Consider the following 16,061-nt stretch of genomic DNA (forward strand, 5'->3'; position numbering starts at 1 on the left):
GCCGGGGATTTAACCAGCTTTTGCCGTCTCAGGCAAACCGCTGGTGGCAGGCGACGGAGTCACACCAAGCGCACCAGGCACACCAAGCGGACCAAGCGGACCAAGCGCCCCCGGTCCCCGGCCGCGCTTGCGCCGCACTCCGGCGGTTTGCCCGATCCCCTACCCCGCTCAAACCCAACGCGCGCGTTCAGGCTACCCCGTGCTTGCGCAACCAATCGAGCGCAAGCGTCCACCCTTCCTTCGCGTCCGCCTCGACATAGCTCGCACGGTAATCGGCAAAGAACGCGTGTCCGGAGTTCGGAAACACCTTGAGCACGGAGGCCTTCGACGCCGCATTGCCTCTGGCCAGCGCCGCCTGCGCCTGCTCCACGCTAGCCACCGGAATGCCGGTGTCCTTGCCGCCGTACAGGCCGAGCAGCGGCCCGTGCAGCGCGCCTGCGACATCGATCGGATGGGTCGGGAAACTGGCGCTCTTGTCGCCGACGATGCGTCCGTACCACGCCACGGCCGCCTTCACGTTCGGGTTATGCGCGTCGTAGAGCCAGGTGATGCGGCCACCCCAGCAAAAACCCGTGATACCGAGGCGCTTCTCGTCGCCGCCGTTGGCCACCGCCCATTTCACGGCCGCGTCGATGTCGCTCATCACCTGCTTGTCCGGCGTCTTGGCGACGATCTGCGACTGAATCTCCGCGATCGTGCCCAGCGACTGCGGGTCGCCCGCCCGCGCGAACAGTTCCGGCGCGAACGCAAGATATCCGAGCTTGGCGAAACGCCGGCAGATGTCGGCAATGTGCTGGTGAACGCCAAAGATCTCCGAGACGACGACGACCGTGGGCAGATGCGTCTTGCCTGCCGGCTTCGCGTAGTAGACGGGCATCTTGACGCCGGGCACGTCGAGCATGACCTCGCCAGCGTCGAGCCCCTGCGTATCGGTCGTGATGGTTTGCGCCGCAACCGGCAGCACCGCCAGGGCGAACGCCGAGCCCACCGCGGTCTTCAAAAAATCACGCCGGTTGCGCGGCGCCACTTCGGGCACGAGACTATCCAGATCCGCTTGCGACATGTCGCACTCCACGAAAAGAGTCGGTAAGAAGGAGGTCAGGCAAACGTCGACGGGACCGCGGCACACGCTGCCGGTCAAGACAACGCGCCGACCGGGCGAGCCACGAAGCCGCCGACCACCGGCCGCCGCGTCTGACGCGAAAAGCACAGCGACGCGTGCGACCCGCGCGGCCGGCGCCGGACGTTCGGATATTACTAGAAAGGGGACGGCGATTGCACTCGGACGAGGGCGCGACGCGGCTCGGACGATTCCGAGGCCGCGCCCGCATCGGCACGTCAATGCGTCAATGCAGCTTCACACGCGGCACTGTCGAGCGACGCAGACGGTTGGCCACCGTATCGAGCAGCATGCGCCACACGCCGTGCAGCGCCGCCACGTGCATGCGATAGAGCGAGGTGTACATCACGCGGGCAAACAGTCCCTCGATGAACATGCTGCCGCCGATGAGGCCGCCCATCAGGTTGCCGACGGCGCTGAACCTGCCCAGCGAGACGAGCGAGCCGAAATCGCGATAGGTGAAGGTCGGCAAGGCACGCCCCTTGAGCCGCGCGTCGATCGCCTTGACGAGAAAACTCGCCTGCTGGTGTGCGGCCTGCGCGCGCGGCGGCACGAAACCGTGTTCGGGCCACTCGCAGCTCGCGCAGTCGCCGAAGGCGAAGATGTCCGGATCGGTCTTGCTTTGCAGCGTCGGCAGCACTTCGATCTGGTTCAGCCGGTTGACCGCCAGCCCGAGCGTACCGAGCACGGCCGGCGCCGTGATGCCTGCGGACCAGACGGTGATGTCCGCCGGCAGCACCTTGCCGCTCGTCGTGGCGACTTCGTTCTTGCGCACTTCGGCGACCGAATCGCCGCACAGGATGTCCACGTCGAGCTTGCCGAGCAGGCCGGCCACGGCGCCCGACACGCGCTCGGGCAGTGCCTTGAGAATGCGTGGACTCGACTCGATGATCGTGATACCGACGTCCTTGCGCGGATCGAGCTTCAGGCCATACGAGCGCAGCACTTCGGCCGTGTTGCGCAATTCGGCCGACAACTCCACGCCGGTCGCGCCCGCGCCCACGATGACGAGATTGACCTTGGGATGATGGGCGTTGCCCGTCTGCACCGAGGACGCAGTGGATGCCGGGCGCGCTTCGACTGCCTGCCCGGCCACCTGCCCGGCCGCCGCCCCGTCGCCATCTCCGGCAACCGCGGGCGGTCCGGCCGGCGCCACGTCGAGCGCGGGCGCCTGCGCAGCGTTCTGCGCGCGCACGCAGGCGGCCATCAGCCGACGACGAAAGCGCTCGGCCTGCTCGACGGTGTCGAGCGCGATGGTATTTTCCTGCGCGCCGGGCACGCCGAAGAAATTGGTGGTGCTGCCGATGGCGAGCACGAGCGTGTCGTATGGCAGCGTGCGCTCGGGCAAGAGGTCGCCCTCCCCTTCGTCGGCCGCCGCCGGGACGGCCGCAAGCCGGATCGTCCTGGCTTCGCGATCGAGTCCGATCATTTCGCCGGCGGCGAATTCGAAATGATGCCAATTGGCCTGCGCCACGTAGGAGAGCTGGTGCGTGGCCGTGTCCATTACCCCGGCGGCCACCTCGTGAAGCAACGGCTTCCAGATGTGCGAGAGCGAACGGTCGACCAGCGTTATCTGAACGTCCTTGCCACGTCCGTACTTGTCGCCCAGTCGGGTGACGAGTTCGAGACCGCCGGCGCCGCCGCCGACCACAACGATGCGATGCACACTCACGATGACTCCCACGCTTGGAAAACCGTCCGGCCGGTCGGCATTTGCGCGCCCGGCGATAACGATTACCTTACCGCAGAGTACGGACTTCGGGTATGCCTGCCGCCCTATGACCGTTATTGGGTGACGCACCCCCGGCGGCCCAGCGCGAACGGTACGCAAGCCCGGCGCACCGCTCGGAGCGCCGGCGCCACGCCGCTAATCAGCTTTCAGCGCTCCCTTCAATGCGCCTTTTCCCAGTTGTCGCCCACGCCCACTTCGGCCACCAGCGGCACGCGCAGCTTGGCCACGCCGCACATCAGCTCGGGCAGGCGCTTGCGCACCTGCGCGAGTTCGTGATCGGGGACTTCGAGCACCAGTTCGTCGTGCACCTGCATGATCTGACGCGTTTGCATGCCGCTGTCCTCGAGCCAGCGCTGCACGGCAATCATCGAGAGCTTGATGAGGTCCGCCGCCGTGCCCTGCATCGGCGCGTTGATGGCGGCGCGCTCGGCGGCCTGCCGGCGCGGGCCGTTGCCGCCGTTGATGTCCGGCAGCCACAGCCGGCGCCCGAACACCGTCTCGACGAAGCCGCGCGCCTTGGCGCTCTTGCGCGTCTCGTCCATATAGCGCGCCACGCCGGGGTAGCGCATGAAATAACGGTCGATGTATTGCTTGGCGGCGTCGCGCTCGATACCGAGGTTCGCCGCCAGCCCGAACGCGCTCATGCCGTAGATCAGGCCGAAGTTGATCACCTTCGCGTAGCGACGCTGCTCCGAGGAGACTTCCAGCGGCGTGACCGCGAAGATTTCCGCGGCCGTCGCGCGGTGAATGTCTTCGCCGTTGGCAAAGGCGCGCAGCAGGCTTTCGTCGCCCGAGATGTGCGCCATGATGCGCAGCTCGATCTGCGAGTAGTCCGCCGACACCAGTTGACTGCCCGGCGGCGCCACGAAGGCTTCGCGAATGCGCCGGCCCTCGGTCGTGCGCACGGGAATGTTCTGCAGATTGGGGTCGTTCGACGCCAGACGGCCCGTGATCGCCACCGCCTGCGCATAGTTGGTATGGACGCGGCCCGTCGAGGGGTTGACCATCTTCGGCAGCTTGTCGGTGTAGGTCGACTTGAGCTTCGCGAGGCCCCGATACTCCAGGAGCACCTTCGGCAGCGGGTAGTCTTCGGCAAGCTTCTGGAGCACTTCCTCGTCGGTCGACGGCGCGCCGCTCGCGGTCTTCTTGACGACCGGCAGCTGCAACTGCGTGAAAAAGATATCGCCGATCTGCTTCGGCGAATTCAGGTTGAACTGCTGTCCGGCCAGCGTGAACGCTTCGGCTTCGAGCGCGATCAGCTTGTGGCCGATCTCGTCGCTTTGCGCCGCCAGACGCGCCGTGTCGACGAGCACGCCGTTGCGCTCCATGCGCTGCAGCACGCGCGCCGTGGGCATCTCGATGTTGCTGTAGACGAATTCCAGCGTGGCTTCGCGCGCGATGTCCGGATAGAGCGCGCGGTGCAGGCGCAGCGTGATGTCGGCATCCTCCGCCGCGTACTGGGTGGCGCGCTCGACGCTCACTTCGTCGAAGCCGATCTGCTTGGCCCCCTTGCCGCACACGTCCTCGTACTTGATCGTCGTCACCCCGAGATGGCGCGAGGCGAGGCTGTCCATGTCGTGATTGCGGTGCGATTCGAGCACGTAGGATTCGAGCAGCGTGTCGTGCGCGATGCCGCGCAGCACGATGCCGTAGTTCTCGAGCACGTGAGCGTCGTACTTGAGGTTCTGGCCGACCTTCTTGCGCTCCGGATTTTCGAGCCAGCCCTTCAGACGCGCCAGCACCTCGTCGCGCGGCAGTTGCTCGACGTCGCCCGGCGCGCGGTGCGCCACCGGAATGTAGGCCGCGCGCCCCGGCTCGCACGAAAACGACAGGCCGACGAGCTGCGCCTGCATTGCGTCGAGTGAGGTCGTTTCGGTGTCGAACGCGGTGAGCTCCGCCGCTTCGATGGTCTTGAGCCACGCCTCGAACTGCTCCCAGGTCAGCACGGCTTCGTATTGACGCTCGATCGTATCGGCGGCGGGCGCCGGCGCCGGTTCGCCGGCCTGGGTGGCGAGCGCCGCCTCGAGCTCGCGCAGCAACGTCTTGAAGCCGTGGCGCGCGAAGAAGTCGCGCAGGGTTTCGGCGTCTTCCGGCTGAGTTTGCAGGCTCGCCTCGATCGAGGTGACCTGCGGCGTGAGATCGCAGTCGACGGCCACGGTCACGAGCTTGCGCCCCATCGGCAGCCAGTCGAGCGCGCGGCGCAGATTCTCGCCGACCGCGCCCTTCACTTCGGCCGCATTGGCCACGAGGTTGTCGAGATCGCCATATTGGGTGAGCCACTTCACGGCGGTCTTCGGGCCGCACTTTTCCACGCCGGGCACGTTGTCGACGGCATCGCCCACGAGCGTGAGGTAATCGACGATACGCTCGGGCGGCACGCCGAACTTCGCGCTCACCGCGGCAACGTCGAGCGTCTCGTTCGTCATCGTATTGACGAGCGTCACGTGCTCGTTGACGAGTTGCGCGAGATCCTTGTCACCCGTCGAGACGATCACGCGCATGCCGCGCTCGGTGGCGCGCCGGGCGAGCGTGCCGATGACGTCGTCGGCCTCCACGCCGTCGATCATCAGCAGCGGCCAGCCCATCGCGCGCACCGCTTCGTGAATCGGCTCGATCTGCAGACGAAGATCCTCCGGCATTGCGGGGCGGTGGGCCTTGTATTCGGGATACCAGTCGTCGCGAAACGTCTTGCCCTTGGCGTCGAAAACGCAGGCGCTATACTCTGCATGTACGTCTTTACGCATGCGGCGCAGCATATTGACGATGCCGTGCAGCGCCCCCGTAGGTTCGCCGTTGGGGCCGCGCAAATCCGGCAGGGCGTGATAGGCTCGATAAAGATAACTCGAACCATCGACCAATAAGAGCGTCTTACCTTCCAGACTTTGCTGTTCCGACATATGACCAAGAGAAGAAAAGAAATACCGAGTCTGCGCATGCTGGCAGACCATGAACGCGCCACGGCCAAAAAGGCGCGCGCGTCGTGGCAGATGTTCACGATTATGGCAGAGTTCATCGAGGCCACCGAGTACCTCTCGGAGATCCGTCCGGCCGTGAGCATCTATGGCAGCGCGCGCATCAAGCCGAAATCCCCGTTCTACAAACTGACGATGACCATTGCCCGAAAATTCTCGGACAATGGCTTTGCCGTGATCTCCGGCGGCGGCCCTGGCATCATGGAGGCGGCCAACAAGGGCGCGCATGGCGGCGCCTCGCCGACCGTGGGGCTGAACATCGAGTTGCCGCACGAGCAGAAGGGCAATCAGTACCAGGACATCTCGCTGCGCTTCCGGCACTTCTTCACGCGCAAGGTCACGTTCGTGAAGAACTCCGACGCCTTCGTGATCATGCCCGGCGGCTTCGGCACGCTCGATGAATTGTCCGAAGTGCTCACGCTCATCCAGACGCAGAAGTCGCGCCATGTGCCCGTGATTCTCGTCGGCACGGAGTTCTGGAAAGGACTGCTGGACTGGGTGCGCTCGACCATGCTGCCGATGGGCCTCATCAGCGAGAAGGACCTGGATCTGGTGCAGGTGATCGACGATCCGGACGAAATCCTCAAGGCCGTGTTCGCCTTCTACGACGGCCACATCGAGCCCGAGACCGAAACCAGCGAGAAGATGTTCTACTTGTAGTCGCCCTCGCCTGCGCGGCGTGCGGGCATGAAAAAGCGGCGCCCCATGTCCCGCATCTGCCGCACGTCCCGCAAGTCCTGCACGTCCCGCATGCCGCGCATATCGCACATGCCCCGCGTCTCCCGAATCTCCCGCGTCTCCGGAGTCTCCCGCGTGTCTCGCGGGCGCCGTTCCGGCCGGGACGGCCTCGGCGAAGCGCGGGGCGCACGGGGCGCCCGCGCGGCGCCGGTCAGCAGGACGTCTCGCGCGGCGTGGTTTCCACTTCCAGGCCGAAGAACGGACGCAGACGCGTACCGACCACATTGCCCAGGAACGCCGCCACGAGCCACAGCCAGCCGTGCAGACTGCCCGAGATGATGCCGCTGAAGTACGCGCCGATGTTGCAGCCGTAAGCGAGGCGCGCGCCATAGCCCAGCAGCAGCCCACCGACGATCGCGGCGAGCAGCGAGCGCAGCGGGATCTTCCACACCGGCGCGAATTTGCCGGCTATCGACGCGGCCACCAGGGCACCGAGAATGATGCCGATGTCCATGACGGTGGTGACGTCCTGCGCCACGGGCGCATTGAGCGCCTTCGCCTGCTTGATCCAGTACGGCCACGAGGCTACGTCGACGCCCATCGCCATGAAGGCTTTAGCGCCCCACAGCGCGAACGCCGACGTCACGCCCCAGGGACGGCCCGCCAGCGCGAGCGTCGCATAGTTGAGCAGCACGAGGGCGAGCGCGCCCCACAGCAGCGGCCACGGACCGCGCAAAAGTGCAGGCGCGCCCTTGGCGCTGCGCGTCATCGGCACACCGATGACGCGGCCGTGGCGACGCTTCTCCGCCCACAGCGTGAACGCGCCGATCGCGGCGAACAGCGCGAGATTGGCGACGAGCGCCGGCCACAGGCCCCATGCGCTCACCAGCGAGACGGGCTTGAGGTGCGGCAGCGATTCCCACCACGGCAGATGCGCCGTTGCGACGACCGAGCCGACGATGAACGCGGCGAGCGTGACGATCATGCGCGTGCTGCCGCCGCCCACGGTGTAGAGCGTGCCCGAGGCGCAACCGCCGCCGAGCTGCATGCCAACGCCGAACATGAAGGCGCCGAACGCGACCGACACGCCGAGCGGCGACACCAGCCCGACGACCTTGTTGCCGAACAGCGTTCCGTCGGCCAGCGCCGGAAAGAACAGCAGCACGCCGGCGGCGAGCATGACCATCTGCGCGCGCAGACCCGCGCCGCGCCGGTCGGCGATGAACACGCGCCAGGCCGAAGTGAAGCCGAACGCGGCGTGATAGAGCGTTACCCCGAGCAGCGCGCCGACGGCGGCAAGCGCGGCCTGCCTGGGCCCGACCGCGGCGTTCAGGTAGACGATGCCCAGGACGATCAGGACCAGCGCGGCGGTCAGCGGCCGGGCGTTGTAGGAGGATGGCGAGGGCGGCGCCGTTTTGACGGCAGCCGGGGCGGCGGAAGACGACATGACTTGCAGACTCCAGAATGCAGATGGGTGGCGCATGGCCACCCATTGGAACAACTGCACAGCGTGCCACATTGTGCCGCCGTCAGGAACGAATGTTTCGTGATTCCTTTATTACCCGACGAAATATAGTGCCTTCCCCACGGCGTTCGCAATCCGCGCCGGCGTGCTACCTCCCGCCGGAAACGTCCTCCGGAACGCCGATCGGGAGTCTGGTGCCCGCCGCTATCCAGAGAACCGCGCCGGCGGCCACGCGAACAACCACGGCATTCCCGGCACGATTTCACAATGCGAAGCGAAACACGTTTGGTAGAATGCACGTATGGGACCCCGCCGCGTCGGCCCGGCTTGCGCCGCGCGACACGGACGCGTTCCCGCCCTCGGAGAATAATGATGAAAACGCGCTTTTCCCGTGCTCTGCCCCTGCTCGTCGGCGCCGGCCTGCTGCTCGCAGGGCCGGTCTTTGCCCAGGACGGCAAGGAGACCGCTGCGCAAGCCGCCAAACGCGAGGCCGACGCCCGCGCGGCCGCATCGAGCACCTCGTCGGTCGACGTCAATCAGGAACGCAAGCCAAGCTACTACGTCAACGACCAGGGCACCACGGTGACCGAATACCGCGATCGCGGCAAGCCGACCGAAATCGACGTGCACTCGCGCTTCGGCACCAACTACCAGCTGACCACCCCGCCCGACAACTCGCCGCGCACGCGCGACAACACGTCGCAGAACGACCGTCTGCCGTCCGTCGGCCTGAAGTTCTGAGGCTCTGAGGTCCCTGGTACTCTGATCGCTCGATCGTCGCGCGCGCTGCACGAAATTGCGGCGCGCCAGCATTCTGTCCATCTCGAACAGCGGCCCGTCGCACGCGCGCGGGCCGTTTGTCTGAGCTTCATCCACCAACGCACGCATGGCTGTTTTCACTTCCGTTTCGCCCGCGCAGCTCCAGGAATGGCTGCAACGCTACGATTTGGGGAATGTTCTCGATTTTCGCGGCATCAGTTCCGGCATAGAGAACACCAACTACTTCCTGACGACCGAACGCGGCGAGTTCGTGCTGACGCTGTTCGAGAAGCTCACGGCCACGCAGTTGCCGTTCTATCTGCAATTGATGGGCCACCTCGCGCATCACAGCGTGCCGGTGCCGGACCCGATTCCCGATCGGACGGGCGAGATTCTGGGGGAGCTGAACGGCAAACCGGCGACCATCGTGACCAAACTCGCCGGCCGCTCCGAACTGGCCCCCACGCCGGAACACTGCACGCATGTGGGCGCCATGCTCGCGCGCATGCATCTGGCCGGACGCGACTTCCCCCTCGAGCAGGCAAACCTGCGCAGCTTGCCGTGGTGGCGCGAGGCCGCGCCCGCCGTGCTGCCCTTTCTGAACGACGCCGAGCGCGCGTTGCTCGAGAGCGAAATGGCGCACCAGGAAGCATTCTTCGCCTCGGCCGACTACCGAGCGATGCAAGCCGGCCCCTGCCATTGCGATCTGTTTCGCGACAACGTGCTGTTCGATACGGCGCCGGACGGCTCGTCGCGCTTGGGCGGATTCTTCGATTTCTACTTTGCCGGCTGCGACAAGTGGCTGTTCGATCTGGCGGTGACCGTCAACGACTGGTGTTGCGACCTGTCGACCGGCGTGCTCGACGAGGCGCGCGTGCGCGCCATGCTGCGTGCATACGAGACGGTGCGCCCGCTCACGGATATCGAGGCGTCGCACTGGCGCGACATGCTGCGCGCCGGCGCGCTGCGCTTCTGGCTCTCGCGCCTGTATGATTTTCACTTGCCGCGCGCCGCCGAGATGCTCAAGCCGCACGACCCGGGCCATTTCGAACGAATTCTGCGCCAGCGTATCGAAGCGGTTTCCATTCCCTGGCTGTAACCCCACGCTCCATCGGAGTCATTCGAACCTTATGCAATTGCTTGAAGTCCCGCCGAAGAGTGGTTATGTGTGGCTGCGCCAGGGCATCTGGCTGTTCCGCAAGAACCCGCTCGCCATTCTGACGCTGCTCTTCGCCTATCTGTTCGGCGTGATGGTGCTCTCGATCCTGCCGATCGTGGGCGCGTTTTTGCCGCTGCTCTTCATCCCGGGCCTATCCGTGGGCTTCATGGCAGCCTGCCGCGACATCATCAAGAACAAGCAGGTGCTGCCGCCCGTGCTGCTCGACGGCTTTCGCGCTCACGGCAAGGAGGTGTCGCGCCGGCTGCTCGTGCTGGGTGGCTACTACATCGTCGCCATGGTGATCGTCTTCCTGTTCTCGGCGCTTTTCGACGGCGGCGATCTGCTCGGCAAGATGGTCTTTGGCGGGCGCATCAGCGAAGAGTCGATCGTCAATGGCTCGATGGGTCAGGCCATGCTCGCCGCCGGTGTGGCCTACATCCCCGTTGCGATGATGTTCTGGTTCGCGCCGGTGCTCGTGGCGTGGCACGACGTTCCGCCCGTCAAGGCGCTCTTCTTCAGCTGGACGGCCTGCGTGCGCAACCTGCGCGCGTTCATCGTGTATGGCCTGTGCACGGCCGTGGTGGCGACGGTGCTGCCGTTCATCGTGGCGCTGGCCATGGCCGCGATGGGCGCGTATCAATATGCCATGCTCGTGCTCATGCCGTATTCGATCCTGTTCACCGCCGTGCTGTACTGCTCGTTCTATGCGAGCTATCGCGGCTGTTTCGGCGTCCAGGAAATCGGCGCCATCGACCCCAACGTGGCGCCGCCGGAAGCATAAGCCCGCGCGCGGCTCTCCCACAAAATCAAGGGCGCCCGAGGGCGCCCTTGATCATTGTGCGCAAGCCCGCAACGCGCGCCGACAGCGTTACTCGATCGGCTGCAGCTTCGCCACGGCCAGGGCCAGCCACTTTTCGCCGTGGCGGCCGAAGCGCACATGCGCGCGCGCCTCGTCACCCACACCCTCCAGCCCGATGATCTTGCCCTCGCCGAACTTGGTGTGAAAAACGCCTTGTCCGAGCTTGAAGCCGGTCTGCGCCGCGCGCGAGCGCTCGGCCAGCGCCTGCTCCGACTTCGTGGCCGTCCACGCCTCCTGCTTCGGCGCGCCCGGACGCGCGAACCAGTCGCGGTTCCACGCCGGCTCGCCGTGTCCCAAGCGCGAGCCGGGCTGCGCGCGCGGGGTGAGGAACTTCATCACGCCTTCGGGGATTTCGTCGAAGAAGCGCGAGCGCACGTTGTAGCGCGTCTGGCCATGCAGCATGCGCGTCTGCGTAAACGACAGGTACAGCCGCTCCTTGGCACGCGTGATCGCCACGTACATGAGACGGCGCTCCTCTTCCAGCCCGTCGAGCTCCATGGCGCTGTTCTCGTGCGGGAAAAGCCCCTCTTCCAGCCCGGTGACGAACACCGCCGTAAACTCGAGCCCCTTGGCAGCGTGCACCGTCATGAGTTGCACGGCGTCCTGCCCTGCTTCGGCCTGGTTGTCGCCGGCCTCGAGCGAGGCATGCGACAGGAAGCCCGCAAGCGGCGTCATCTCCACCGGCGTATCGGCATCGACCACGCCGTCGGGCGAGGCGAGCACATCCGGCGCGCCCGCCGGCGCGGGCCGCGTCGCGATCAGACGAGCCGGCGCATCGAGCCCGTACCCTTCCTCGGCAATGAAGGCCGTGGCCGCATGCACGAGTTCCTGCAGGTTCTCGATGCGGTCCTGCCCTTCCTTTTCGGTCTGGTAGTGCGCCACCAGACCGCTGGCCTCGATCACGTGCGTGACGACCTCCGGCAGCGTGAGCCGCTCGGTGTCGTGGCGCATCTGCTCGATCAGACGCACGAAGGCGGTGAGATTGGTCCCCGCCTTGCCCGTCATGTACGGCACGGCGGCGTACATCGAGCAGTTATACAGGCGCGCCGCGTCGGCCAGTTGCTCCAGCGAGCGGGCGCCAATGCCGCGCGCCGGGAAATTCACCACGCGCGCGAACGCCGTATCGTCGTTGGGATTTTCGATGAGCCGCAGGTAAGCCAGCGCGTGCTTGACTTCCTGGCGTTCGAAAAATCGCAGTCCGCCATACACGCGGTAGGCGATGCCGGCGCCGACGAGCGCATGCTCCATCACGCGCGACTGGGCGTTGCTGCGATAAAGGATGGCGATATCCTGGCGCGAAAGCCCCTGCGCGACGAGCGCTCTGATTTCCTCGACGAGCCAGCTCGCTTCCTGCAGGTCGGTGGCCGCCTCGTAGACGCGGATCGGCTCGCCATGGCCCGCATCGGTGCGCAGATTCTTGCCCAGACGCCGCGCGTTGTTCGAGATCAGCGCGTTTGCGGCGTCGAGGATGTTGCCGTGCGAGCGATAGTTCTGCTCGAGCTTGATCAGGTGGCGAACGCGGAATTCGCGCTCGAAGTCGGCCATATTGCCGACGTTTGCGCCGCGAAACGCGTAGATGCTCTGATCGTCGTCGCCCACGGCGAACACTGCGCCGTCCGGGCCCGCGAGCATCTTGAGCCAGGCGTACTGCAGCTTGTTGGTGTCCTGGAACTCGTCGACGAGGATGTGGCGAAAGCGCGCCTGATAGTGCGCGCGCAGCGGCTCGTTGTGCCTGAGCAGTTCGAAACAGCGCAGCAGCAGTTCGGCGAAATCCACCACGCCTTCGCGCTGACACTGCTCCTGATAGGCCGTATAGAGCTCGACGAACTTCTGGTTGAAGGCGTCGTTGGCCTCGACCTCGTGCGGGCGCAGGCCTTGCTCCTTGGCGTTGTTGATGAAATATTGCAGGTTCTTGGGCGGATATTTCTCGTCGTCGACCCCGGCGGCCTTCATCATCCGTTTTATGGCGGAGAGCTGGTCGGCCTGGTCCAGAATCTGGAAGCTCTGCGGCAGCCCGGCGTCGCGAAAATGGGCGCGCAGCATACGGTTGCACAGACCGTGGAAGGTGCCGATCCACATCGCGCGCGTGCTAATGGGCAGCATCGCACCCAGGCGCGCCTGCATTTCCTTGGCGGCCTTGTTGGTGAAGGTGACGGCCAGAATGCCCGCCGGGCCGACATGGCCCTGCTGGATGAGCCAGGCGATGCGGGTGGTGAGCACGCGCGTCTTGCCGGAACCCGCCCCCGCCAGGATCAGGGCCGGCTCGTCCGGTAGTGTCACGGCGGCCAGTTGTTCGGGGTTCAGGTTGGCGAGCAGATCGGGCATGTCGGGAAGGAATTTCGAGTGAAGCCCGATTATAAATCCTGCTGCGGCGCGGAAATGGCACCGAATCTTTTATAATTCAAGGTTTCACGCATTACACGGTCCATTCAATCCATGAGCGACAGCGACAATACGCTTGCCAAGAGCTTCGAGCCGCAGGACGTCGAAGCCCACTGGGGCCCCGAATGGGAGCGCCGCGGCTATGCCCGCCCGACTTTCGACGACGCCCGCGAAGATTTCAGCATCCAGTTGCCGCCGCCGAACGTCACCGGCACGCTGCACATGGGTCACGCGTTCAACCAGACGATCATGGATGGCCTCGCGCGCTATCACCGCATGAAGGGCGCCAACACCCTGTGGGTGCCGGGCACCGACCACGCCGGCATCGCCACCCAGATCGTCGTCGAGCGCCAGCTCGACGCCCAGAAAGTCTCTCGCCACGACCTCGGCCGCGAGAAGTTCGTCGAACGCGTGTGGGACTGGAAGGAACAATCGGGCAGCACCATCACGCGGCAGGTCCGTCGCCTGGGGGCCTCCATCGACTGGAGCCGCGAGTACTTCACCATGGACGAGAAGATGTCGCGCGCCGTGCGCGACGTGTTCGTCACGCTCTATGAGCAGGGGCTGATCTATCGCGGCAAGCGCCTCGTGAACTGGGAATCGACCCTGCTCACGGCCGTGTCCGACCTGGAGGTGGTGAGCGAGGAGGAAGACGGCTCGCTGTGGCACATCCGCTACCCGCTCGCCGACGGTTCGGGCTCGCTCACGGTCGCGACCACGCGTCCGGAGACGATGCTGGGCGACGTCGCACTGATGGTTCATCCGGAGGACGAACGCTACAGGCACCTGATTGGGAAGATGGCCAAACTGCCGTTGTCCGATCGCGAGATTCCGGTCATCGCCGACGATTACGTCGACCGCGAGTTCGGCACGGGTGTGGTGAAGGTCACCCCGGCGCACGACTTCAACGACTACGCCGTCGGTCAGCGCCACAACCTGCCGCAGATCAACATCCTCACGCTCGACGCGAAGATCAACGAGAACGCCCCGGAAAAGTACCGCGGCATGGATCGTTTCGATGCGCGCAAGCAGATCGTGGCCGACCTCGAGGCCGAGGGGCTGCTCGAGTCGGTCAAGCCGCACAAGCTGATGGTGCCGCGCAGCGACCGCACCGGCACGGTCATCGAGCCGATGCTCACCGACCAGTGGTTCGTGGCGATGAGCAAGCCGGCACCCGAAGGCACGTTCCATCCGGGCAAGTCGATCACCGAAACGGCGCTCGACGTGGTGCGCAATGGCGAAATCAAGTTCGTGCCGGAGAACTGGACCACGACCTACAACCAGTGGCTCGAGAACATTCAGGACTGGTGTATTTCCCGTCAGCTCTGGTGGGGCCATCAGATTCCGGCCTGGTACGACGAAAACGGCAACGTGTACGTCGCCCGCACCGAAGCCGAAGCGCTCGGCAAGGCGCGCGCGGCCGGCTACACCGGCGCACTCAAGCGCGATGAAGACGTGCTCGACACGTGGTTCTCGTCCGCGCTGGTGCCATTCTCCTCGCTCGGCTGGCCGCAGGAGACGCCGGAACTGAAGCACTTCCTGCCGTCGTCCGTGCTGGTGACGGGCTTCGACATCATCTTCTTCTGGGTGGCGCGCATGGTCATGATGACCACCCACTTCACCGGCAAGGTGCCGTTCAAGACCGTGTACGTGCACGGCCTCGTGCGCGACGCCGAAGGCCAGAAGATGTCCAAGTCCAAGGGCAACACGCTCGATCCGATCGACATCGTCGACGGCGTGTCGCTCGAGGCGCTGGTCGCCAAGCGCACTACCGGACTGATGAATCCGAAGCAGGCGGCGAGCATCGAGAAGAAAACCCGCAAGGAATTCCCCGATGGGATCGCGCCGTTCGGCACCGACGCGCTGCGCTTCACGTTCGCCTCGATGGCCACGCTCGGACGTAACATCAATTTCGACCTGGCGCGCTGCGAAGGCTATCGCAACTTCTGCAACAAGCTGTGGAACGCCACGCGCTTCGTGCTGATGAACTGCGAAGGCCACGACTGCGGCCTGGCGCCGTGCGTGGGGGACTGCGGCCCCGACGGTCAGCTCGACTTCTCGCGCGCCGATCGCTGGATCGTATCGCTGCTCCAGCGCGTGGAGGCCGACGTCGAAAAGGGCTTTGCGGACTATCGTTTCGACAACATCGCCAGCGCCATCTACAAGTTCGTGTGGGACGAGTACTGCGACTGGTACGTCGAGCTGGCCAAGTGGCAGCTCCAGAACGGCACGCCGGCACAGCAGCGCGCCACGCGCCGCACGCTGCTGCGCGTGCTCGAGACGGTGCTGCGCCTCGCGCACCCGATCATTCCGTTCATTACCGAAGCGCTGTGGCAGAAGGTGGCGCCCCTGGCCGGCCGTTATCCGGCCGACAAGGCGCCGGGCGAAGCGAGCATCATGGTGCAGCCGTACCCGGTCGCCGACGCCGGCAAGATCGACGAGAGCGACGAGGCGTGGATGCAGCAGCTCAAGGCGGCAGTCGACGCATGCCGCAACCTGCGCGGCGAAATGAACCTGTCGCCGGCGCAGCGCGTACCGCTGCTGGTCGCCGGCGACGTGGATTTCCTCAAGTCGATCGCGCCGTATCTCCAGACGCTCGCGAAACTCTCCGAGGTGCAGGTACTCGCCGACGAGGCGGCACTCGACACGCAGGCGGCCGGCGCGCCGCTGGCCGTGGTGGGCGCCAACAAGCTGGCGCTGAAGGTGGAAATCGACGTTGCAGCCGAGCGCGAGCGCCTTGGCAAGGAAGTCAAACGCCTCGAAGCGGAGATCGCCAAGTGCCACGGCAAGCTGTCCAACGAGAGCTTCGTGGCCCGCGCTCCGGCCAATGTCGTGGAACTTGAGAAGCAACGGTTGGTCGACTTTGAAGCGGTCCTCGGCAAATTGCAGGCACAGCTCGCCCGCCTGCCGGCCTGAGACGCCCTCAAATCAAATA

The 16,061-nt window shown here is 65.5% G+C and carries 10 protein-coding genes; 5 read left to right on the top strand and 5 right to left on the bottom strand.

Translation table 11 applies throughout. The features are described from left to right. Positions 1-187 precede the first annotated feature (187 nt). From CDN36_RS07825 to polA, 3 genes are all read right to left on the bottom strand, one after another. Positions 188-1,063, bottom strand: a complete 876-nt coding sequence (locus tag CDN36_RS07825) for a dienelactone hydrolase family protein (protein ID WP_287496419.1) — start codon at positions 1,061-1,063, stop codon at positions 188-190. Positions 1,064-1,346: 283 nt separating this feature from the next. Then, positions 1,347-2,786, bottom strand: a complete 1,440-nt coding sequence (locus tag CDN36_RS07830) for an NAD(P)/FAD-dependent oxidoreductase (protein WP_287496439.1) — start codon at positions 2,784-2,786, stop codon at positions 1,347-1,349. Between the two features lie 224 nt (positions 2,787-3,010). Continuing rightward, a complete protein-coding gene (gene polA, locus CDN36_RS07835; protein ID WP_150556838.1) occupies positions 3,011-5,749 on the bottom strand; it encodes a DNA polymerase I in 2,739 nt (912 codons plus the stop codon). Here polA and CDN36_RS07840 point away from each other — a divergent pair, their 5' ends adjacent. After that, positions 5,750-6,484 (top strand): LOG family protein, encoded by a 735-nt coding sequence (locus CDN36_RS07840; protein WP_150556837.1) that lies wholly within the window; start codon positions 5,750-5,752, stop codon positions 6,482-6,484. 229 nt (positions 6,485-6,713) lie between these two features. Here CDN36_RS07840 and CDN36_RS07845 read toward each other — a convergent pair whose 3' ends face one another. Further along, positions 6,714-7,949 carry a YeeE/YedE family protein gene (locus tag CDN36_RS07845; RefSeq protein WP_287496420.1) on the bottom strand — a complete coding sequence of 412 codons (1,236 nt, stop codon included), beginning with the start codon at positions 7,947-7,949 and terminating at the stop codon, positions 6,714-6,716. 390 nt (positions 7,950-8,339) lie between these two features. Between CDN36_RS07845 and CDN36_RS07850 the strand changes: the two genes are divergently transcribed. The 3 genes from CDN36_RS07850 (at position 8,340) to CDN36_RS07860 (ending at position 10,666) form a co-directional block, all read left to right on the top strand. Next, positions 8,340-8,708 carry a hypothetical protein gene (locus tag CDN36_RS07850; protein ID WP_206113632.1) on the top strand — a complete coding sequence of 123 codons (369 nt, stop codon included), beginning with the start codon at positions 8,340-8,342 and terminating at the stop codon, positions 8,706-8,708. 145 nt (positions 8,709-8,853) lie between these two features. After that, on the top strand, positions 8,854-9,825 hold the full coding sequence (locus CDN36_RS07855; protein ID WP_150556834.1) for a homoserine kinase: 972 nt from the start codon (positions 8,854-8,856) through the stop codon (positions 9,823-9,825). 31 nt (positions 9,826-9,856) lie between these two features. After that, complete coding sequence (locus tag CDN36_RS07860; protein ID WP_150556833.1) at positions 9,857-10,666, top strand: BPSS1780 family membrane protein; 810 nt, start codon at positions 9,857-9,859, stop codon at positions 10,664-10,666. 87 nt (positions 10,667-10,753) lie between these two features. Here the strand turns inward: CDN36_RS07860 and CDN36_RS07865 are convergent, their stop codons facing one another. Further along, positions 10,754-13,069, bottom strand: a complete 2,316-nt coding sequence (locus CDN36_RS07865; RefSeq protein WP_287496421.1) for a UvrD-helicase domain-containing protein — start codon at positions 13,067-13,069, stop codon at positions 10,754-10,756. A gap of 111 nt (positions 13,070-13,180) precedes the next feature. Here CDN36_RS07865 and CDN36_RS07870 point away from each other — a divergent pair, with 111 nt between their 5' ends. Further along, complete coding sequence (locus CDN36_RS07870) at positions 13,181-16,042, top strand: valine--tRNA ligase (protein WP_287496422.1); 2,862 nt, start codon at positions 13,181-13,183, stop codon at positions 16,040-16,042. Positions 16,043-16,061: the final 19 nt, after the last annotated feature.

It is taken from the genome of Pandoraea sp. CB10b_02 (genome assembly GCF_002216225.1).
GTDB lineage: Bacteria > Pseudomonadota > Gammaproteobacteria > Burkholderiales > Burkholderiaceae > Pandoraea > Pandoraea nosoerga.